Source organism: Larkinella sp. C7 (genome assembly GCF_006149005.1).
In the GTDB taxonomy this organism is placed as follows: domain Bacteria; phylum Bacteroidota; class Bacteroidia; order Cytophagales; family Spirosomataceae; genus Larkinella.
Window position 1 is genome coordinate 740,678 of sequence record NZ_VBSL01000001.1, and the last position, 22,545, is coordinate 763,222.

Annotated in this window: 17 protein-coding genes; 11 read left to right on the forward strand and 6 right to left on the reverse strand. The window is 52.0% G+C overall.

Going from position 1 to position 22,545, the window contains the following annotated elements:
* Nucleotides 1-126: 126 nt before the first annotated feature.
* From FH871_RS02945 to FH871_RS02955, 3 genes are all read left to right on the forward strand, one after another.
* On the forward strand, nt 127-453 hold the full coding sequence (locus FH871_RS02945) for a DUF721 domain-containing protein (protein WP_114404177.1): 327 nt from the start codon (nt 127-129) through the stop codon (nt 451-453).
* 6 nt (nt 454-459) lie between these two features.
* The gene (locus tag FH871_RS02950; RefSeq protein WP_138989825.1) at nt 460-1,365 is read left to right on the forward strand and encodes an LD-carboxypeptidase; all 906 of its coding nucleotides are present in this window, start codon (nt 460-462) and stop codon (nt 1,363-1,365) included.
* Between the two features lie 75 nt (nt 1,366-1,440).
* A complete protein-coding gene (locus FH871_RS02955) occupies nt 1,441-1,854 on the forward strand; it encodes a four helix bundle protein (RefSeq protein WP_229316994.1) in 414 nt (137 codons plus the stop codon).
* Between the two features lie 56 nt (nt 1,855-1,910).
* On the opposite strand, the gene FH871_RS02960 is transcribed toward FH871_RS02955, so the two are convergent.
* Nucleotides 1,911-3,248: an amidohydrolase gene (locus FH871_RS02960; protein WP_171062741.1), complete on the reverse strand. Its 1,338-nt coding sequence runs from the start codon at nt 3,246-3,248 to the stop codon at nt 1,911-1,913.
* A gap of 154 nt (nt 3,249-3,402) precedes the next feature.
* Here FH871_RS02960 and FH871_RS02965 point away from each other — a divergent pair, with 154 nt between their 5' ends.
* The 5 genes from FH871_RS02965 (at nt 3,403) to FH871_RS02985 (ending at nt 13,559) form a co-directional block, all read left to right on the forward strand.
* Nucleotides 3,403-6,531, forward strand: coding sequence for a TonB-dependent receptor (locus FH871_RS02965; RefSeq protein WP_138989827.1), 3,129 nt, complete (start codon nt 3,403-3,405; stop codon nt 6,529-6,531).
* A 55-nt stretch (nt 6,532-6,586) separates the two neighbouring features.
* A complete protein-coding gene (locus FH871_RS02970) occupies nt 6,587-8,077 on the forward strand; it encodes a RagB/SusD family nutrient uptake outer membrane protein (protein ID WP_138989828.1) in 1,491 nt (496 codons plus the stop codon).
* A gap of 319 nt (nt 8,078-8,396) precedes the next feature.
* Entirely contained in the window at nt 8,397-11,519 is a 3,123-nt protein-coding gene (locus FH871_RS02975; RefSeq protein WP_138989829.1) for a SusC/RagA family TonB-linked outer membrane protein, read from the forward strand.
* A gap of 24 nt (nt 11,520-11,543) precedes the next feature.
* Nucleotides 11,544-13,028, forward strand: coding sequence for a SusD/RagB family nutrient-binding outer membrane lipoprotein (locus tag FH871_RS02980; RefSeq protein ID WP_138989830.1), 1,485 nt, complete (start codon nt 11,544-11,546; stop codon nt 13,026-13,028).
* A gap of 27 nt (nt 13,029-13,055) precedes the next feature.
* Nucleotides 13,056-13,559, forward strand: coding sequence for a hypothetical protein (locus FH871_RS02985; RefSeq protein ID WP_171062742.1), 504 nt, complete (start codon nt 13,056-13,058; stop codon nt 13,557-13,559).
* A gap of 80 nt (nt 13,560-13,639) precedes the next feature.
* Here FH871_RS02985 and FH871_RS02990 read toward each other — a convergent pair whose 3' ends face one another.
* From FH871_RS02990 to FH871_RS03010, 5 genes are all read right to left on the reverse strand, one after another.
* On the reverse strand, nt 13,640-14,563 hold the full coding sequence (locus FH871_RS02990) for an SMP-30/gluconolactonase/LRE family protein (RefSeq protein ID WP_138989832.1): 924 nt from the start codon (nt 14,561-14,563) through the stop codon (nt 13,640-13,642).
* Nucleotides 14,564-14,610: 47 nt separating this feature from the next.
* Nucleotides 14,611-15,330 carry an SDR family NAD(P)-dependent oxidoreductase gene (locus FH871_RS02995; RefSeq protein ID WP_138989833.1) on the reverse strand — a complete coding sequence of 240 codons (720 nt, stop codon included), beginning with the start codon at nt 15,328-15,330 and terminating at the stop codon, nt 14,611-14,613.
* 175 nt (nt 15,331-15,505) lie between these two features.
* A complete protein-coding gene (locus FH871_RS03000; RefSeq protein ID WP_229312029.1) occupies nt 15,506-15,874 on the reverse strand; it encodes a MarR family winged helix-turn-helix transcriptional regulator in 369 nt (122 codons plus the stop codon).
* Nucleotides 15,875-16,316: 442 nt separating this feature from the next.
* Nucleotides 16,317-17,246, reverse strand: coding sequence for a citrulline utilization hydrolase CtlX (ctlX, locus tag FH871_RS03005; protein WP_138989834.1), 930 nt, complete (start codon nt 17,244-17,246; stop codon nt 16,317-16,319).
* A gap of 17 nt (nt 17,247-17,263) precedes the next feature.
* Nucleotides 17,264-18,727 (reverse strand): arginine deiminase family protein, encoded by a 1,464-nt coding sequence (locus tag FH871_RS03010; RefSeq protein ID WP_138989835.1) that lies wholly within the window; start codon nt 18,725-18,727, stop codon nt 17,264-17,266.
* Nucleotides 18,728-18,928: 201 nt separating this feature from the next.
* Here FH871_RS03010 and sufC point away from each other — a divergent pair, with 201 nt between their 5' ends.
* From sufC to FH871_RS03025, 3 genes are all read left to right on the forward strand, one after another.
* Nucleotides 18,929-19,684, forward strand: coding sequence for a Fe-S cluster assembly ATPase SufC (sufC, locus tag FH871_RS03015; RefSeq protein ID WP_138989836.1), 756 nt, complete (start codon nt 18,929-18,931; stop codon nt 19,682-19,684).
* A 112-nt stretch (nt 19,685-19,796) separates the two neighbouring features.
* The gene (sufD, locus tag FH871_RS03020; RefSeq protein ID WP_138989837.1) at nt 19,797-21,116 is read left to right on the forward strand and encodes a Fe-S cluster assembly protein SufD; all 1,320 of its coding nucleotides are present in this window, start codon (nt 19,797-19,799) and stop codon (nt 21,114-21,116) included.
* A 158-nt stretch (nt 21,117-21,274) separates the two neighbouring features.
* Complete coding sequence (locus FH871_RS03025) at nt 21,275-22,513, forward strand: cysteine desulfurase (RefSeq protein ID WP_138989838.1); 1,239 nt, start codon at nt 21,275-21,277, stop codon at nt 22,511-22,513.
* Nucleotides 22,514-22,545: the final 32 nt, after the last annotated feature.

The following is a 22,545-nucleotide window of genomic DNA, read 5'->3' on the forward strand; positions in this document are numbered from 1 at the left end:
CATCCCTAACCATCCAACCATCCTTAACCATTCAGCCATCCACTTTCCGTAGTTAAAATTTTTTCCGGGATTGCCGGGCCATTCCTTCGGGTGGTTCGTTACCTTTGTGTTAAGACACCGTTTCGTATGGCCCAATATTATCGTTTTGACAAAGACAATGCTTCCCGGCGAGCCGGAACGGTTGCCCTGAAGGATGCGATCGGGCAAATGCTGAAATCGTATCAACTCCAAACCCGGTTCAACGAAACGTATCTGGAAGCTTTTTGGGAGAAGATGATGGGCAAAGCGATCGCTTCCCGCACCAACCGGCTTTACGTCAAGGATCGCAAGCTACACATCGAAATCAACTCCGCTCCACTGCGCAGCGAACTGGTGATTGCCAAACAGAAAATGATTCAGCTCATCAACCGTGAAATGGGTGCGGATGTGCTGGAGGATGTCATTTTTATCTAATTCACTTTGATACGACCCCCTTTTTTAGAACCCGGTCAGCGGGTGGGCGTGTTGGCTATGGCCAGCCGTCTGGACTATGAAACGCTCGAACCGGCCTTCCACATCCTGCGCAATCAATGGCAGTTGGAAGTGGTAGAAGGCGAATCACTCCGGAGCAGTTATTTTCAGTTTGCGGGCGACGACGCCCTGCGCACCCGCGACCTGCAACAGATGCTCGATGACCCCGGCATCCGGGCGATTTTCTCCGCCCGCGGGGGCTACGGCAGCTACCGCATCCTCGACCGGCTTGACTTCACGCAATTTCTGAAAAATCCGAAATGGATCATTGGTTTCAGTGATATTACGGTTGTACACTGCCACTTGCAAAGGATGGGCATCCAGAGTTTACACGCCATTATGCCCAAATTATTTGGCGGTGAAGGCGTTACGGATTCCATCGAAACACTGCGGCAATGCCTTTTTGGTGAATCCCCTGCGCCCTATACCAGCCCCGCCCACCTTCTCAACCGCCCCGGAACAGCCACAGGCCCGCTGGTTGGCGGCAACCTGACGATGCTCATGCACATTCTGGGGACGCCATCCGACATCGACCTGACCGGCAAACTCCTGTTCATCGAAGACATCGACGAAACGCTTTTCTCCACCGACCGCATGATGATTCAGCTCCGGCGCTCCGGCCGGCTGGCCAATCTCGCGGGTTTGCTGGTGGGGCAGTTTACGGACATGCGCATCAACGAGTCGTCGCCCTTCGGAAAAACCGCCAACGAAATCATTGCCGAGCAGGTAGCCGGGTATAACTACCCGGTTTGCTTCGATTTTCCGGTCGGCCATGTGGCCCGCAATCTGGCCATGCCGATTGGAAAAACCGCAGCGCTGGTGGTGAATGAAGAAGGAGGGCGATTGCAGTTTTAAGGGAAATAATAAATGTAAAATGATAAATATTAAATGAAAAAGTGACTGGTAAAGGAGGCCGCCGTCTAACGGTTCATGCAACTACATGGAAAATGGCCAATGACGAATGATAAAATAGGTGAACAAAAGACGCGGCAGTATGATCTCGAAGAACGACTTATTGATTTTGCCGTACTGGTCATTGAAACCGTTAACCGAATCCCGCCCACAAAAGCAGGGAATCATTTAGGCGGGCAACTTATTCGATCGGGTACTGCACCAGCCCTGCATTACGGCGAAGCTCAGGGAGCGGAGTCTCGAAAAGATTTCATTCACAAAATGAAGGGTGCCCTGAAAGAGCTTCGAGAGTCGCAGATCAACCTTAAAATCCTCAAAAAAACGCAGCACCTTACTTCTGCCGATGAAAAAACCACCCAGGAATGCCGGGAACTGGTCCAAATCTTCACGCGAAGCATTGAAACCGCTGAACGCAATCTAGCTCAGAAGTAGCCACTTTTACATTCATCATTTTACATTTTTCATTTATAATTCATTCTTTTTCTTTCTCACTTCTTCTTCCCACTCGCCGTTGCGGCTCCTTTCCACTGCTCCATGTAATCGACGGTCAGGTGGCAGAGGGATTTGACGCCCAGGCCAAAGCCGCTTTCGTCGATGAAAAAATCCGGGGTGTGGTGCGGGGCGGCATCTTCCAGTTTGCGGCCTTTCGGCATGCCACCCAGAAAATAGAAAAAACCGGGCACTTTTTGCTGGAAAAAAGAGAAATCCTCCGCGCCGGTATCGAGCGGGCGAATGATCACGTTGTCTTTTCCGGCTACGGCTTCCAGCGTCGGCACCATTTGGTCGGTTAGCGCCGGGTCGTTGTAAGTCACGGGATACATCACGTCGATTTTTACATCGGCTTTGGCACCGGCACTTTCCGAAATATTGGTGGCAATTTCATTGATCCGGCGGTGAATCGTTTTTTGCATGTCGGGTGTGAACGACCGGATGGTGCCGATCATGTTCACCTCTTCCGGAATGATGTTTTGCCGAATCCCGCCGTGAACCGCGCCCACCGTCACCACCGCCGGGTATTCCGTAATGGGCAGATTCCGGCTGACGATGGTTTGCAGGCCCATCACAATTTGCGACGAGGTAACAATCGGATCGACACCCGACCACGGTGCCGCGCCGTGCGTCTGTTTCCCTTTGACTTTGATGCTGTAAAAGTCGACGGCGGCCATCGTGGCGCCCGGGCGGTATTTGATCGTTCCGACCTCGGTTTGGGAGTTGATGTGCAGGCCGAAAATGGCGTCGACTTTCGGGTTTTCCAGAACACCTTCTTTCACCATCAACTGCGCGCCCCCCTCTTCACCGGCCGGTGGGCCTTCTTCAGCGGGTTGAAAAATAAACTTAACCGTTCCTTTCAGGTCGTTTTTAACACTGGCCAGTATTTCGGCCACGCCCATCATGATGGCGACGTGTGAATCATGACCGCAGGCATGCATGACGCCGGTTTTCTGGCCGTTGAATTCCGTGGTTACCGTGGATTTGAACGGCAGATCGCCCCGCTCGGTCACCGGCAAACCGTCCATATCCGCCCGCAACGCCACCACCGGCCCCGGTTTGCCGCCTTTCAAAATGCCGACGACCCCGGTTTTGGCCACATTGGTTTTTACCTGGATGCCCAGCGAATGGAGGTGAGCGGCAATCTTGGCAGAGGTTTGCAGTTCGCGATTACCCAGCTCCGGGTTCTGGTGAATTTCCCGACGCCAGGTGACCACTTTTTTCTCCAGACCATCGGCCAGTTTATTCATCTGATTCTTCAGGGGCGACTGGGCCGGTAACGTAAACGGTGCCAGTGCAAGCGAAAAAACTATTGCAACGACTGTTTTTGTAGACATCCTCATATACTCGTTCTGGTTTATTTCCTGTTTTGCCGAAAATGCAAGCTAGGTTGTTTTTCTAAGTAATATTTAGAAAAATTTTATCAAAGTAGTATTATGCAATCATTTTTTGAACCATTTTTGCGAATAACCTAAACAAATATACAGATTTATGAAAAAACTATTACCATCCCTATGGGTGTGGTTTGCCTTGCTGTGTCTACCAGCACTGGCGCAGGATCGCACCGTTACCGGGAAAATCACTTCATCAGACGACGGCTCCCCACTCCCGGGAGTGAGTGTTCAAATCAAAGGCACCACCCGCGGTGCCAACAGCAACAGCGACGGTACGTATCGCCTGACCAATGTTCCGGAAAATGCCCGGCTCGTCTTCAGTTTCATCGGTTTTGCTTCCCAGGAAATCGAAACCGGCAACCGCTCCACGATCAACGTCACCCTCCAGGTAGATGCCACCAGCCTCAGCGAAGTGGTAGTGGTGGGGTACGGTACGCAAAGCAAAAAAACCATTACCGGTGCGGTTTCTTCGGTCAATGGCGAGACCATTGCCAACAAACCCGTTCAGAGTTTCGATCAGGCTTTGCAGGGCCGGGCCGCGGGGGTGAACATCATCACACCGAACGGGGTTCTGAACAACGCGCCGGTGATCCGGATTCGCGGGGTTTCGTCCATCAACGGCAGTTCATCACCGCTGATCGTCATCGACGGCCTGCCCATCAACTCCAACGACAACGTTTCGGCGGGCGGTTTTACGGTGAACAACCCACTGGGCGACATCAACCCGTCCGATATCGAATCACTTGAGATCCTGAAAGATGCATCGGCAACGGCCATTTACGGTTCGCGGGCAGCCGCCGGGGTTATTCTGATCACCACTAAAAAGGGCAAGGAAGGCCGGGTTCAGGTGACCTACGACGGCTGGGTTGGCGTTACCAAACCCTTCAAACTGTTTGACATCCTGGATGCCCAGCAGTATATGGACTACAAAAACCTGGCCGCCCGCAACGCCAACCTGCCCGACCAGTTTTTCCCCACCCTCAATGCCGATGGCAGCGTGGTCAACACCGACTGGTATGACGTAATTTATCGTACCGGAACGGCCCACAACCACAACCTGGGCGTCAACGGCGGGACGAAAGACACGAAGTACGCCTTTTCGGTGGGCTACACCGATCAGGAAGGGATGCTGAAACAGAACTCCTTCAGTCGGATGACGGGTCGGATGAACATCTCGCACCAGTTGAACAAAGCCATTCGGCTGGGGGCCAACATTGCGCTGGCCAACAGCAAAAACCAGGCCCCCAATACCGGTACGACGGGCGCGTTCAGCACCGGCGGTCTGGGTCGTTTGCCGCTGGTGCTGGCTCCCAACCTGGCCCCCCGCAACCCCGACGGATCGTACAACATCAACCGGGCCGGTAACAACATGGGGCTCGGTAAAAACCTGGTCGGCGCCGGTGGGTATTATAACCCGCTTCCTGACCTCGAACTCAGCCGGTTTACGTCGGAAAATAACCACATACTCGGTAATATTTTCGCTGATTTCACCCTCTTCAAAGGACTCACATTCCGGACCTCCTACGGGATTGACAACACGACCGTGGAAGACATCGATTTCCGGAACAGCGTTCACGGCGAAGGCGGAACGGCTGGTGGACAGGCGTTTAATATCTTCACCAACATCAAACAGTGGAACTGGCAGAACTACCTGACCTACGATCTTCAGGTGGGAAAAAATAATTTCTCGGTTGTGGGTGGTAACGAAGTCCAGAAGTATACGATCAACCGCTGGGGTGGTGCGCGGCAAGGGCTGTCGGACCCCTTCTTCACGTCTTATCAGGGAAACTTTACGAGCAACCAGCCGCCGTCCGGTAACTTCCAGAGCCAGAATGGTCTGATCTCGTATTTTGCCCGCTTTGATTACAACTTCGACCAGAAATATCTATTAACCTTCAACTTCCGTCGGGACGGTTATTCGGCTTACGCGGCTGGCCGTAAATACGGCAACTTCCCCGGAGGATCGATTGGCTGGCGGGTTTCGGAAGAAGATTTCTGGAAAAATTCAATCGGCAAAGTGGTCAACGAGTTTAAAATCCGGGCCAGTCTGGGCCGCGTCGGAAACGCCGGCATCAGTGATTTTGGTTCTTTGAGCCTGTTCAACTCCGGTTTATACGGCACCGTGCCTACGTTTTTCTTCGCGCAGGCCGGGAACCCATCGCTGCGGTGGGAAAGCAGCACGAGCACCGACATCGGTATCGCGTTTGGCCTGTTCGGCGACCGAATTACAGGTGAACTGACCTACTACAAGAAAGACGTCACCGACCTCGTTTTGCCCGAACCCCAGGCTCCGTCGCGCGGGATTCCGAACAACTTCATTCTGACGAACATTGGCTCAATGGCCAATACCGGAATCGAGCTGGCCCTGACGTCTTCAAACATTACCAAAGGCAAATTCAACTGGACTACCAGCTTCAATCTGTCGACGCTGAAAAACGAAGTGACCGCTCTGGCTAACAACAACGCCGACATTCTGGCCAACACCGGCGGTCTGGAAAGCTCCAACATCGTGCGGGTCAATGAGTCGATCGGGAGTATTTATGTCATCCGGACGGACGGCGTCAACCCGGCCAATGGTCGCCGGATTTTTATCAACGCCAACAACGACCGGGTGCAGTACGACCACTCGGCCCCGGCCGCCAGTCGCTGGACCTACGTTGACAAGGACGGCAATGCCCCGGCCATTTCCGGCACCGACCGGGTTGTGGTAGGAGCGGCCATACCGAAATGGTACGGCGGTCTCGACAACACCTTCAAATATGGCAATCTGGAATTGGGAGTCTTCCTCCAGTTTTCGGGCGGCAACGTGATTTACAACGGAACGAAAGCCGGTTTGCGCGATCAGCGGCCCTGGAACAACGACGTTGGCGTGCTGAACCACTGGAAACAGGCGGGTGATGTCACCGACGTTCCGCGCCCGGTTCTGAACGACAACATCTCGAACGGTTCGGCCAACCCGATTTCTGAAAACGTGGAAAAAGGCGATTTCCTGCGGGGACGAAACATCATGCTCGGCTACACGATCAAGAACGATCTGTTGCGGAAAGCAAATCTGTCGTCGATCCGGGTGTATGCACAGGTGCAGAATGCCTTCATCATTACGAACTACACGGGATCTGACCCTGAAATCTCGACCAACCGGAACTCCAACACGGCGCCGGGTGTCGACCGGAATTCGGTTCCGCAGGCCCGTACGTTCACGGCCGGTTTGAGCCTTAATTTCTAATCGATCGTTTGATGTCCTGATTCAACAGCCCTTTAAACGGTTAACACGATTTTCCATGAAAAACCATACTTCATTTTTATCCACCAACCGACGGATGTTTCTGAAAGCCGCTCTGCTTTCGGTGTGCCTGCTGCCCGTCGTAACCTCGTGTAGTGAGGAAGAACTCTTGGAGCCCAAACCCCTGACCAGCCTGGCCGATGTAGAGGCTTTTTCCAACCCCGATCGGGTGCTGGCGCAGGTGAATGGTCTGTATTCGAGCATTAAAAACGGCCAGTTCCTGGGTGGCCGGTATTTCATTTATGTCGACGTGCGCGGGGAAGAGTTTCTGAATGTGAGCAATAACGGCGTAACGGCTCTCCAGACCTGGAATCACACCAACAACTCCGGCTCCAACGAACCCACCAACCTCTGGAACCAGGCGTATCTGGCCATCAACCGGATCAATTTGTTTCTGGAAGGCCTGGACGCCAACCCCACCGTGGTCGACGCGGCACTGGCCAGTCAATACAAAGGTGAAGCCCGGTTTTTGCGGGCACTAGCCTATCTGTCGATGGTGCAGTTGTATGCGCAGCCCTATACGAAAGACAACGGAGCCAGTCTGGGCCTGCCGCTTCGCTTGCAAGGTGAGGTTGGAACGGGCAACAATGACCTGGTTCGCAGTACGGTAGCGCAAGTGTACGCCCAGATTCTGGAAGACTTGAATTTTGCCGAACAAAACCTGGCGGCCACCAATGCGTCTGCTGCGCTGAATACGACGCGGGCGCACAAAAATACCGCCATTGCGCTGAAAACCCGGGCCTATCTGGCAATGGGTCGCTACGCCGATGTGGTGACTGAAGCCGCCAAGATTGTATCGGCGACGGCTCCTTACCGGGCAGCTACCGGCGTAGCGCACCAGTTGCAGGCATCGGTTTCGACGGTTTTCACGAATTACACCACGACGGAGTCGATTCTTTCCATGCCGATGAGCAGCAACGACCTGCCCGGGACGCAAAACGGGCTGGCGAGCTACTACATGCCGATTGTCGGGATTGGTGATTACAGCCTGAATCCGAATGGCATCATCGGCAATGCGGCTTTTACGGCCACGGACGCCCGGAGAACCAGTTTTGTCAAGAATGATTTTACGGGCGATGCGGGCCGGATTCGGCTCACCAAGTTTCCGACGGGGCCTCAGCATACCGACTATGTTCCGGTGATCCGGTACGCCGAAGTACTGCTGAACCTGGCTGAAGCCAAAGCGCGGCTGGCTGCAGGGGTCGATGCCGATGCGCTGGCGTTGCTAAACGCCGTTCGGGGTCGGTCGGCCCCCACGGCGGTTTATGCCACGATGGCCGACAAAGCCGCGCTGGTCGACGCCATTCTGCTGGAACGCCGGATCGAGTTGTTAGGAGAAGGTTTCCGTTCCAACGATTTGCTGCGGCAGAATCTTCCGCTCCCCGCCAAAGCCAATATTCAGGCTGTAACAGTAGCAGCCTCGGTATACATCTGGCCGATTCCACAGGGCGAACTGAACGTGAACAAACTGGCCGTGCCAAATCCGTAACCACCGCGTGAAGTAGCCAGAAAAACCGCGCGACGGATTATCTTAACGCCTTCCGGAAAGGGTCGAAACTCGAGTAGAACGGGTTAGAATCCTTCTCCGGAAGGTTTTCTTTTGAGCAGAACACCATATTATTCAATTTATCATTATATTGATCCTACTATTATAACAGTAGTTAAAAAACCGTCTGTTCTAGTTTAGGCAGCAACTCATAGTGTACTGGAAAAAAAAGTTACTTAACGCACTATTTGGTTTACTTATTGCTGATATAAAAGTACTTTTGCAACCATTTTTTTACGTTCATCCAAACAATAACCTATCTATGAGAAAACGTTTAGCCGGATTCTGGCTATTGTGCGTGCTTTTTGCCCTGCCCGCGCTAGCCCAGGATCGGACGGTGACCGGTAAAGTCACTTCATCCGACGACGGCTCCACCCTGCCGGGTGTGAGCATCCAATTGAAAGGTACCAGCCGTGGTACCACCACCGATTCAGACGGAAACTACAGTCTGACCAACGTTCCGGCCGACGCCCGTCTGGTGTTCAGCTTCATCGGAACCGCCACCCAGGAAATTGTGGTCGGCAACCAATCCACCATCAATGTACAATTGAAAGCCGACGCCAGTCAATTGTCGGAAGTGGTCGTAACGGCTCAGGGGATCGAGCGCGACCGGCGTTCGCTGGGGTATTCGACCCAGGACGTTCGGGGTGATGTGCTGGCCCAACGCTCGGAACCCAACGTGCTGAACGCGCTTCAGGGTAAACTGGCCGGGGTAAACATTACCGGAGCCAGTGGTGCGCCGGGTGCTTCCACCAACATCAACATCCGGGGGATTACGTCGTTCAACGGCAGCAACCAGCCGCTGATCGTGGTCGATGGCATCATTTTCAGCAACGACCTGAACCAGACCGAAAACACGCTGTTCGGTTCACAACCCGCCAACCGCCTGGCCGACGTCAACCCCGAAAGCATCGAATCGATCAACGTGCTGAAAGGACCGGCGGCTGCGGTATTGTACGGTTCGAGAGCTTCGGCCGGTGCCATTGTCATCACGACCAAAACCGGTCGGAACATGAAGGGGAAAACGGAAGTGACGGTTAACTCGTCCTACAACATCCAGAATGTCTCCGGTCTGGCCGAGTTGCAAAATGATTACGGTCAGGGAACCCAGAACAATTTCGTGAACACCTCCGGCAACTCCTGGGGACCGAAATTCGGTGGACCGCTCACGCAGGTTGTGACTTTGCAGGGCGAAACGGTCCCCTACCAGGCCTACCCCAACAACGTGAAGGACTTTTATCGTCAGGGGAGCATTCTGCAAAACTCCTTCAACATTGCTTCCGGCGACGAACGGCGCAATTTTATTCTGGCGGTGGGAAATACGCTCCAGAACGGGGTTATTCCCAACACCAAATTTAACCGGACCAACGTTCAGGTTGGTGGGGAATCACGCCTGAATAATGGTATTAAAATCAACGGTACGGTAACCTACGTACAAACCGTGCAGCAGGGTGTTCCGGGCGGAAACGGTGGTAGTGCGTTCGGTCAGTTAACCCGGATACCGCGCAGTTATGATCTGATTGGTCGCCCCTACCAGAACGCGCTGGGCCGGAGCATTTATTACAACCCTACCCAGAACCACCCCCTATGGAGTGCTTACAACGAAACGCTACAGGGCCAGGTCGACCGGGTTTTCGGAAACATTCAGGTTGGTTACGACATCACCAAATGGTTGAACGTATCGTACCGGGCAACCGCCGATACCTACACCGATCGCCGGAAATTCATTGCCGCCATTGGCGCAGCGCGTACCCCGGCTGGTGAACTTCGGGAAGATATCTTCTTCCGGTCGGAGTTGAACGGAGATTTGATCATCACTGCTCAGAAAGACAATCTGTTTCTGGAAGGGTTGAATGCCAGTCTGTTGCTGGGAAATAACATCAACCAGCGGAAGACTCAGAATCCAACGATCATTAGCCAGCAGTTGACCATTCCCGGTTTCGAAAACGTCAGCAACGGATCGGTTTTCTCTGCCAGTACCGAGAGCAGCACCATGCGTCGGCTGATGGGGTATTATGGCCAGCTTTCGCTGGGCTACCAGAACTATCTATTTCTGGAACTGACCGGTCGGGTTGATAAATCATCGACCTTGCCGAAGGCCAACAACACCTACTTTTACCCATCGGCTGCGGTCAGTTTTGTGCCAACGGATGCGTTCAAGTTGAACTCAAACGTACTTTCTTACGCCAAAGTACGGGCCAGCATTGCCCGGGTGGGCCGGGATGCCGATCCGTATCTGCTGAACTCCGTGTTTGAACCGGCATCTTACGGAAACAATGCCGCCCAAATTACCTTCCCTATCTCCGTAGGAACCGCCAGTTTACCCGGTTTTCGCATCGACGACCGGATTGGCAATTCAAATTTGACGCCGGAATTCGTCCGGTCGTATGAATTTGGTTTGAACCTGGGGCTGTTCCGCAACCGGGCCAGCATTGATCTGGCGTATTTCGATACCCGCAGTACCAACCAGATTTTCAACGTTTCGGTATCCAACTCAACCGGTTACGACACCCGCACCACCAACGTAGGTTCCATGCGAAATCGGGGGATCGAACTGGTTTTGAACACGACCCCGGTTCGATTGGATAACGGCTTCAAGTGGGATCTGATCCTGAACTTTACCCGCATCCGGAATAAAGTGGAGGAAATTGCCCCGGGCGTCACGCAATCGCCAATTACCGGCAATGCGTTCATCGGGATCAACCCATCTATTGTGCTGGGGCAACCCTACGGGGTTATTGTTGGAACGGCTAACGCTCGCAGTCCGCAGGGTGAGTATCTGATCAACCCCAACACCGGCCAGTTCGTACCCGGTCTTGCCGGTCAGGTGATTGCCAATCCAAATCCGGACTGGACGGCGGGTCTGACGAATAACTTCAGTTACAAAGGTCTGTCGTTGTCGGTTTTGTTCGATACCCGTCAGGGAGGAGACCTCTACTCGTTTAGTGCAGCCGATTTGAGAGGCCAGGGTCACCTGAAAGTAACGGGCATCGACCGGGATCAACCCCGCATTTTACCAGGCGTCATCGAGGTAACCAATACGGATGGTTCGAAAACGTACACGCCCAACAACATCCAGGTTAGCGCTCAGACGTACTGGGCCGGCCTCGGTGGTCTGGCTTCCGAAGCGGCTGTATTCGATGCCACGGTTTACCGGCTGCGTGAAGTAGCCCTCAACTACAGCCTGCCTAGTAGCCTGATTGGCAAAACGCCTTTCGGTGCCATTTCGGTAGGGGTTAGTGGACGGAACCTGTTCTTCTATGCGCCTAACTTCTTCATGGATCCGGAAGTAAACACGCAGGGTGCCGGGAATATTCAGGGGCTTGATTTGAACGGCGCGCCCAACACCCGGAATTATGGCGTTAACCTGCGGTTTACTTTTTAACTAACCTTCATCATTCTTCCGACAATGAAAGTCTTGAATTATAAAAAATTTCTTCTGGTTCCGCTGATGCTGTCAATCGGGGCCTGCAGCAATTTTGTGGACGATATCAACCTCGATCCCAACAAACCTACGGCTGTAACGCCACCGGTTTTATTGCCTACTGCTTTAGCGGGTTCCGCGTTTGCCAATAATGGTGAACTCAACCGGTTTGGCTCGGTGGTGATGAACTACCTGGCGGGTGCCGGTGGTAGCCCGGCTGCCTACGATATCTTCAATACGAACGGTGCCGATTTTGGAAACCAGTGGCGCTTTGACATCTATGGTGGTGCGCTCGTCAACTATCAGAAATTGATCGAAGCCGCCGACCAGACCAACGCCAAAGCCTATACCGGTATTGCCAAAATCATGAAAGCCTATACGTTCAGCATTGCTACGGACGTATGGGGCGATGTACCGTATTCGCAGGCGCTGAAGGGTGAAGAGTTCATTCAGCCGCGGTTGGACAAGCAGGAAGACATCTACAAAGGCAATCAAGCCTTAGGAATTCAGAGCCTTTTTGATCTGGTGCGCGAAGGTCTGGCCGACCTGGAGGCTGCTTCGACTTCCAAGCCTGCCGCCGAAGACATGGTTTACGGTGGCAACATGGATAACTGGAAACGGGCGGGTTACACCCTGATGCTGAAACTCGCCAATACCATCAGCCGGAAAGAACCGCAACTGGCGACGCAGGTGATCAACGAAGTGTTGACTAAAAACCTGTATATCAACAGCAACGCGCTCGATTTGAACGTAAAATTTGGCAGCAACGTGGGTAGTACCAGTCCTATGTGGAACCTGGCCATCTTCGCTTCTTTCAGCAACGAGCTGATTATGAGCACCCGGTTTCTGAACGTGCTACGGCCCAGTGCCACAGATCCGACCAAAACCGACCCCCGGCTGGCCAAGTTCTTCACCAAACCGGCGGCTGATTACGTCACTATTGACAACGGTTTTCGGGGTACATTGCCCACTCCGCCAGCCAACTGGTCACGCTACAGTCCATATGTCACGGGAACGAGTGGTGAAGGTCCGGTCCGGCTGCTGACCAACTTCCAACGGGCGTTTATCCTGGCCGAATCGGCCTTGATCCTGGGAACGCCGGGCAATCCGCAGACGCTGTATACCGAAGGCATTACGGCTTCGATGAAACTGGCGGGTGTTGCTGATGCCGACATTGCAGCCTATCTGGCCGCCAATCCGAACATCGCCACCCTGACCGGAACCAAAGAGCAGCAACTGGAGCAGATCATCACCCAGAAATGGATTGCCTGGACCGGCAACGGTCTGGAGTCGTGGAACGACTGGCGCAGAACCGGGTACCCCCGCTTGACAGCATCGCAGAATGCCGTGGGGATCGATGGAACCCGACCAGTGCGGGCGGCTTACATCACCCAGGAAATCGAGCGGAATCCGGCTTTCCCAAATCCGGGGCCACAGTCTAACGTACGAGTGTGGTGGGATGTTGATTAATCGGTCATTCGTTAACGAAATACAATCATGAAAAAAATAACACAATTCCTTTTGCTTACCGTACTCGCGCTGGCCGGAGTTTCCTGCAAAGACGACTACGTTTACAGTGACCTCGTTCAGGATAACCGCCCGGCCGTTCCGGTCACCTACACCGGTGCCACGACTTACGGTTTCGACCCGTATTACGAAACGTCGGTAGCCGCAGGTGGCAACATCAAAATCACGCTGTCAATCCCGTCTTCCAGTGGCCGGACGATCAAGGAGATTTCGAAAGTAGCCGCTGGTGCCACCAGCATCAACGCCGGAACTGTGGCTACGGCGGGTAATTACAATGCAGCTCCGATTGCCGGCAGCGGCACCACCGTGGAGTTTACGACGACCGTTAAGGATTTTGCCACGAAGCGTCCCGCCGTTCCGAGTACGCCGGTTGCGCTACCGGGTTTCCGGGAGATTGCCTTTATTTTTCAGGTAACCCTAGATGACGGCACTCAGATCATTGCTACGCCGGTGCGCGTTCGCATCCTCGCCTAGCGCAACGGTCTCATTCTTACTAAAAAAGCCAGCCTTCAAATTGAAGGCTGGCTTTTTTAGTAAGAATATCTTTGGTTTCTTTACTCCACACCTTTCACCTGCATCTCCAGGGTATAAACCGACTCCGAAGCCGTAATAAACAGCGTACGGCGGTCTTTCCCACCAAAACAAAGATTACCCACCCAGCGGGACGGAACCGGAATAACCTGCAGTTTTTCACCCGCCGGATTGTAAACCGTTACCCCTCTGCCACTCAGGTAAACATTGCCCTGATCATCGATCGTCATGCCATCGGAACCCTGTGAAACAAAAAGTTGGCGATTGGTCAGCGTGCCGTCGTCGTTGATCTGGTACTTATATGTTTTGCCAGCGCGAATATCGGCGACATACAGAGACTTACCGTCGGGCGTGCCCACAATTCCGTTGGGTTGCATCAGATCACCATCGACAACGACCGGTTGCTTTTTCCCTTTGGGCAAATAATAGACCTTCTGGCCTTCAATATCCGGTTTTTTTCGCTCCCAGTAGTCTCGCTGATAATAGGGATCCGTGAAATAAATACCACCTTTCGCGTCAATCCACAAGTCGTTGGGGCCATTGAGCCGTTTGCCTTCGAAATCCGTCAGCAAAACCGTCACCTTCCCTTTCGGGCTGATCGACCACAGCTCATCTTTTTCGTCGGCACAGGCAATCAAATTGCCTTTCCTGTCGAAATACAGACCGTTGGAACGCCCGGTTTTGTCCATATACAGCGACAGATGGCCGTCGGTGTCATACTTCCAGATTTTATCGTTGGGCTGATCGGTGAAATAAATATCTCCTTTTTTATTGACGGCGGGACCTTCCGTAAACTTGAACTGGCTGGAAATCTGCTTCGGAACGGCACCCGTTGCGGTAACTTTGACGGAATCGGCACCGCCGGACGGACTGCCGTAACTAAAACCTAGGAATGCGTGTAGCAACAGACCGGCGGAAAGAAGCCCGGCTTTTCCGGTAAGATTCATGGGAATCGTGTTAAGGTTCAGGAAGGTACAAAGATAGCAGATTCCGCTTACCACGGCACTTCCCGCTTGTCTTTCCAGAACTTTCCGGTTTCGGCCAGAGGAGCTTCAGTGGCCAACCAGAGGGTGGTTTCCGCTCCTTTTTCAGGAGAGCGATTGGCCCCCTCTCCTCCCATGCTGGTTTGCACCCAACCCGGATTGACGCAGTTAACCGCAATATTTTTCCCCACCAGGGCAGCCGAAAACTGGCGGGTCATGGCGTGCAGGGCGGTTTTGGAAAGACTGTAGGCCGGATAACTATCCTGCATATGGGAAAGCGAGCCTAAGTCACTGGTCACGTTGATGATGCGGGCACCGGTTCGGCCTTTTTCCAGAAATGGCAAAAAATTCTGAATCACCATGATGGGACCAATCAAATTGGTTTTCAGGGTGCGTTCCAGCGATTCAATGTTGAGCTTGCAGATCGACACATGCCGGTCCGTCTCTTCCAGAATGGCGGCATTGTTTACCAGCACATCCAAATGACTGGCCTTTTGGGAAAAGGCACCGTACGCATTTTTGACACTGACCGGATCAGTTACATCCAGGTGCAGAAAGAGGGCTTCATACCCCTGCCCACAAAGCTCATGAACAGCTTCGCGGCCTTTTTCTATATCGCGGGAGGCCATGAAAACCGCATAGCCTTTTTTACACAACTCCTGAGAAATCTCTTTGCCCAATCCCCGGTTTGCACCGGTTACTAAGGCAACCTTTTCGTGATTGGTGTTCATGATTTCAATGATTGAATGGTAGAGTTGAAGCACGTCGGTCCCTTCGGGTAGCAACGTAACCCCACCAACTCTACTATTCAATCACTGAAATTGTTTAAAAAACGACCTTTTTCAGGCATTTTCACTCCATACATGATTGCACAATCATTACTCCATTTCGTGTTAAAACGGAAGATTATGAATCTTTTCCCAGCGCTTTCACCGCCCCGTATAGCATGTCAGTCATCCGGCGGGAACTTTCATCACCCAGGATATCAGCGTAACGACGCATCAGGTTGTCCCACGCTTTTTTGATGTCCGGTAGCATGGTAATCCCTTTCTCCGTTGCGTAAACCAGCGTGTGTTTTCCCTCGATTTTCCGCTCTACCAGTTTTTTCAATTCCAATTTTTCAATCAGACGGGTAATGGTCGATGGCGTCAAATGCAATTCTCCACTCAATTCCTTCGGCTGAATACCGGGATTTTCGATGGCTTCTTTCAAAACAAAAGCATGGGAAGCCGTGAGGCCTAACCGACCAAATTCATCGTCGGAAATGTTAGTCATTACTCTCGCTAAAGCATTCGCCGTAAAATTCAGGCAACTGCTGTACTTTGAAATCCGTTTTTTTTCTGCGATCATGATTGCTAGGGTTTTTAAAATCCAATCACCTTTAATATGTTACCGATTTGTAAATATAACGAACTTAATTAGAATTAGTTTGTCAAAGCAATTGTTTTCTATTATGCTCGAACACGTTTGTTACTAATTTGTTAACACAAATGACTATAGTTTTGAAGAATTGAAAAAGTAAAAGTATATGTTGCTACAATTAAGTTATTAAACGGTATTAAAGATACAAGAAAATAGCAAATAAATACAATTCGAAAAAGGATAAGCACGAACTTATTATAAAGAGAGTTTCTGTCAACTCCTGCGGTTTCAGGTCCTATTAATGAATGATCAATTCATGGCTCGGTATCCTGATTCTCTGTTCAGTAACACTTCTCTACCGGGAAGGCAGATGAATTTCGGCCATCATACACCGCGCCGAGCCCCCCCCGTTTCCTTCGATCGTTGACAGATTGAAATGGAACAGCGTAGCGAAATCGTCCAATTCGTCCTGCTGCCGGGTCGAAAGCGAATTAAACGCCCGTGTCGACATAATCAGCAATTTTTGTCCTTTCTGGGTTGTCACCAGCAGCATGTTTCCCGCAAAATGAGCCATTTGCTCCAGTGTAATATCGATCACGTGCTTCCCGCTGTTCACCAGTGCCTGCCGAACCATCAACCGCTCGTCGGGGTCGGCAATGGCCGCCAGACACACTATAGCAAAAACGTCGCCAATGCACATCATCACATTGGTATGATAAACCGGTATGCCTGCCGCATCGACGGCTGAAAAGGCGACGACACTATACCCGGTTTGGTGGCTGAACTCAGCCAGAACGTCGGCATCGGTTCGGGGCGACAGACAGGCGTAGGCAATCTTCTTCATCCGGTCAAGCACCAGACTACCGGTTCCTTCGAGGTATTTTCCTTCCTGTTCAAAATGCGTCAGATCGACAATTTTGGCAACGTGGTATTTTTTTGCCAGATCATCGATGATGTCCAACCGCCGTTCGAGCCGGCGGTTGGGCGCCTGCATCGGGTAGAGCACAACCGTACCGCTGAAGTGAAACGACACCCAGTTGTTCGGAAAAATGGAATCAGGCGTATACGGCTCCGGCAAATCGTCGTAAATGATGACGTTCACCCCGGCAGCCATCAACTGATGCGTCATGTCGTCAAATTCACGAAGGGCATTTTCCTGTGCCACATCCTGGGACTGAGTCGCCATATCAGCGTTCTGAAACGCGTTGCTCCCGACGGTTTGCGCATTGAACCCAAACCGTACGGGCCTGATCATGAGAAGGTTTGAGGTTGTCTGTGATTGCATAGGGTTAGGAATTAGGGTTATAACTCGGCACGTAACAAAGGTAAACTCATGCAATGGGAACCGCCCCGCGCCCTCGACAGTTCAGCCGACGGCAACAGGATAAATGTATTTTCAAGGGTTTCCGGGTCGGCTTCACCCCGCTCAAACCGGTCCAGCAGGTCGGCCGCCCGCACGGTTTCGAAGCCCGCCTGGCGAAAGGCCTCCAGAGTCTTGTCGTTCCGGTCATACCCAATCACTACCCCGTCTTTCAGTGCCAGCAGATTACAGGAATCCGTCCATTGTTCGCGGGCTCCGAACGGGAACTCGTTGTTTCCGGAATAAATAAACCGCACCGGTTCCAGACAGCCCAGATCGTCCCGGCTGATGGCCGTCAGCAGGTCTTCCAGGTTTTCGATCTCCACCGGTTTCTGCTCCTCTCCTTTCCTGAACTGGATGATCCGCAAGTCGTCCGGAACGTCTTTCGGGGCCAGGAAATGCAGCAAATCACGCTTCCGGGCTTCGTCACCTGTGCGTCCCAACGATCCCAGCAACACCCAGACGTTGCGTTTTACCTGCGTAAAAATGGTGTCGATGTGCATGTAATCCCGCTTTTTCGGAATCTTGACAATCGTCACTTTGTCGACCACATTTTTGTCAAATAACAAACGAATAACCTGCTGGGCGGCATACAAAGTCGTTCGTTCACTACAGCCGATCAACAGGTGGTTTTTAGCCACCATCATCACATCGCCCCCTTCGAGCGTCGACCGCGAATAGTCGTTGCTCACTTCGTTATCGGGCAGCAGAAAATGATGCTCGTTGTCCGGTATTTCGATAATTTTATCCCGGTATTTGCTAAACAACGGGTGATAAAAGAAAATGTACTGGGCCAGAAACGCTTCGCGGGTCCGGGCCAGCTTGGCGGGCTTGTTCAGTAAAATATGGCTATTAATAACTATGCCAATGTCGCGCGTGAAGATGAAATTCGGCAAGGGCGCGAACAGCATCGTTCGGTCGGGCAGTGATCCGGAAATCAGAATTTTCGACAATTCAACCGGATCATACGTATACAACTGACTCTGAATGAGGAAACTACACCGTTCAACGGCGCAAATTCCCGAAATCAGCCGGGTGCGGATGACTTCATCGGCTAAAATTTCGGTCAGCAAGTGCTGAATATCGATAACGGCGTCGGACCGAAAATAGTCCGGGTGGTCGGGTTTAAAAAAATTACGCTCGGAATCGGCATTGATTTCGGCCAGTTTGCCCCGTATTTTATCCGGATCCAGAAAATACAGCAGAATTTTTACGTAGTAGTCATACTCGTCTTTCCGCATCGTTTCCAGGTGAACGATGTCTTCAAAAAGCCAGTCCTGTGCCTTGGAAGGGACAACTTTTCCCAGGCCGCGGTCGGGGCTGTGAATCAGCAGCCGTTTCAGCGAACCGACTTCTGAAGTCACCCTGATTTCCTGTGTGCGCACCTGATGATTACTATTTTGCATACGACCAATGACCAAAAAAGGGAATACTTCATCAAGTTGCAAGGTAAGGCATTGGGTACTGAAAAAAAAAGTCGGGCCGTGTCTGCCAACGAAATGCGGTGAGCGTCAACTTTTAACGGGTCTAAATTGTTATCAAATCGTGTAGCTATCGCTTCATGCATTACCTTTGCAGTTTAATTGAGTCGAAATCAACCTCCTGTTATGCTAACTATTAGCAATTTACAAGCATCTATTGGCAGTAAAGAGATATTAAAGGGTATCAACCTGGAAGTCAAACCCGGTGAAGTACACGCGATCATGGGACCGAACGGTTCCGGAAAAAGCACCCTGGCATCGGTGCTGGCGGGTCGCGAAGATTATGATGTGACCGGTGGTAGTGTGCTGTTTGAAGGCAAAGACCTGCTGGAAATGGCTCCGGAAAACCGGGCCGCCGAAGGAATTTTCCTGGCTTTTCAATATCCGGTGGAGATTCCGGGGGTCAGCACGACTAACTTCCTGAAAACCGCCATGAATGAGATCCGGAAATACCGGGGTCAGGATCCGCTGGATGCCGTTCAGTTTCTGAAACTGATGAAGGAGAAGATGAAACTGGTGAATATCGATCAATCGTTGCTGAGCCGGTCACTGAACGAAGGATTCTCGGGCGGTGAAAAGAAACGGAACGAGATTTTTCAAATGGCGATGCTGGAACCCAAGCTGGCGATTCTGGACGAAACCGACTCCGGACTGGACATCGACGCCCTCCGGATTGTGGCCGAAGGCGTCAACCAACTCCGCTCACCGGAACGGGCTACGATCGTGGTAACTCACTACCAGCGGCTGCTCGACTACATTGTGCCGGATTACGTTCACGTCCTGTACAAAGGCCGGATCGTGAAGTCAGGTCCGAAAGAGCTGGCTTTCGAGCTGGAAGAAAAAGGCTACGACTGGATCAAGGCAGAAGTGGAAACGGTCTAATTTTTTAGTTAAGAGTTAGGAATTAAGAGTTAAGAGTTATTTCACGGGATGCTCTTTAATTCTTAATTCTTAACTCTTAACCGCACGGGCGGCCCCGTCTTAACTCATAAAGATGAACAATCAGCCTCATAACGATCTCAAATCCAGGCTACTGGCGGATTTCCGAACCTCGGAAGAGCGGATGAACGGAGCCAGCAAGTCGGCTTTGCATCAAATCCGGCGCGAAGCCCTCAACCAGTTCGATCGCCTGGGTTTCCCCACCGTCAAACACGAAGAGTGGAAATATACCAACGTCAATAGCTTAATCAAGGAGGTATTCGAATTCAATGCCCCTTCCGCGATCACGCTGGAAGATCTGGCCCAGTTGGAGTCGTCGCAGCTCAACGGTAACGTTCTCTACTTTGTCAACGGCCAGTATCAGCCCCAGTTGTCGAAGATTGTCAGCCCGGCCGATCAGCTTTCGATCACGACACTGGCCGAAGCGGTCAAAAATACGCCGGATTTGCTGAATCAGTATTTTGCGAAATATGCTGATTTTCAGGACAATGCTTTCACTGCCCTGAACACGGCTTTTGCCAGCGAAGGCGTGGTGATTCATGTCCCCGCCCATACGACGGTGGAAGCACCGACCATTCTGCGCTTCATTTCCGATGCCCGGCAGATGAACGTGGCTTCGCAGCCGCGCAACCTGTTTATTGTCGATCAAAACGCGGAAGTCAAAGTCGCCGAATCGTTCCGAACCCTGGGCGATCAGGCCAGCTTTACCAACGTCGTCACCGAGATCGTGGTGGCCGAAGACGCCCGGATGGAGTATTACAAAATCCAGAACGAATCGGATATGGCTTACCACATCGGCACAACGCAGGTGTATCAGCAAGACCGCAGCCATTTTTATTCGGCTACCGTCACCCTCGATGGCGGTTTTATCCGCAACAACCTGAACATCGCCCTCGACGGTTCCAACTGCGAAGCGCACATGTACGGTTTGTATTTCCCGAACGGACGCCAGCACATCGACAACCACACGCTGGTGGATCACCGCAAACCGAATTCACACAGCAACGAATTGTATAAAGGGATTCTGGAAGACCGTTCGACGGGGGTCTTCAACGGCAAGATTTTCGTTCGTCAGGACGCCCAGAAGACCAACGCCTACCAGTCGTGCAAAAACGTGGTGCTGTCGAACGATGCCACCATGAACACCAAACCGCAGTTGGAAATTTTCGCCGACGACGTGAAGTGTTCGCACGGTACGACCACCGGAAAACTGAACGAAGAAGCGTTATTTTATCTTCAGTCGCGCGGTATTCCGAAAACGGAAGCCCAATCGCTGCTGATGTTCGCCTTTGCGGAAGATGTGATCAAAAAGATCAAAATCGATCCGCTCCGCGAGCAACTGGAACGCCGGATTCAGGCCAAACTTGCACGATAATAAAACTGAAATATCGAATAACGAATGTTGAATAACGAACGCCGAAGTTCTCTTCATTTCGCTATTCAACATTCGTTATCACTATTCGATATTATCATAAATCTTCGCACCATTCCCTGTCGCTTCGTGTTATTTTCTGACAGCTCACTCTGATTTCCATGCAAACTGCGACACACGAAATCCTTGATATTGAAGCCATTCGCCGGGATTTTCCGATTCTCGATCAGGTCGTGAACGGTCGGCAACTGGTATATTTTGATAACGCAGCGACGACCCAAAAACCGCTTCCGGTTCTCCACGCCCTGACCCGGTATTACGAAGGCTACAATGCCAACATTCACCGGGGAATCCATACGCTGGCCGAAAAAGCGACGTCGGCCTTTGAAGCCTCGCGCCGGGCCATTCAACAGTTTCTGAACGCGGCCCATGTCGAGGAAATCATCTTTACCTACGGCACCACCGACGGGATTAACCTCGTGGCCCAGACCTACGGACGGCGGTTTTTGAAAGAAGGGGATGAAATCATCATCACGACGATGGAGCACCACTCCAACATCGTCCCCTGGCAGATGCTTTGCGAAGAAAAAGGCTGCGTCCTGAAAGTCATTCCCATTGACGATAACGGCGATCTGATTCTGGAAGAGTACGAAAAGCTACTTTCGGAACGGACCAAATTTGTCTCCGCCGTTCACGTTTCGAACGCGATGGGCACCATCAACCCGGTGAAGTTTCTCATCGAAAAAGCGCACGCCGTGGGGGCCAAAGTGCTGATCGATGGTGCACAGGCCAGTTCACACATCGACATCGATGTGCAGGCACTGGATGCGGATTTTTACGTCTTTTCGGCGCATAAGCTTTATGGCCCGACGGGCATGGGCGTTCTCTACGGCAAACGGGATATGCTGAATGCCATGCCGCCCTGGCGGGGAGGTGGCGAAATGATCAAGGAAGTTACCTTCGAGAAAACCACCTACAACGATCTGCCGTACAAGTTTGAAGCCGGAACGCCTAACATTGCCGATGTCATTGCGGTGTATGCGGCACTGGAGTACATCGAAACACTTGGCAAGAAAAAGATAGCGGATTACGAACACAGCCTGCTCGAGTATGCGACCGAAGCACTCGAAAGTATCGAAGGTTTGCGGATTATTGGCCAAAGTGCCGAAAAGATCAGCGTCGTTTCGTTCGTTCTGGACGGGATTCACCACCAGGATACGGGCGTCATTCTGGATCAGCAGGGCATTGCCGTCCGGACAGGCCACCACTGTACGCAGCCATTGATGCGCCGGTTTAACCTCACGGGAACCACCCGGGCGTCCTTTGCGGTTTACAACACGAAAGAGGAGATTGACCGGCTGGTACAAGGTTTGCTGCGGGTCAAAAAAATGATGTTGTAATCTTGTAAAAAGCGGTTAGCAATTCGCCCAAT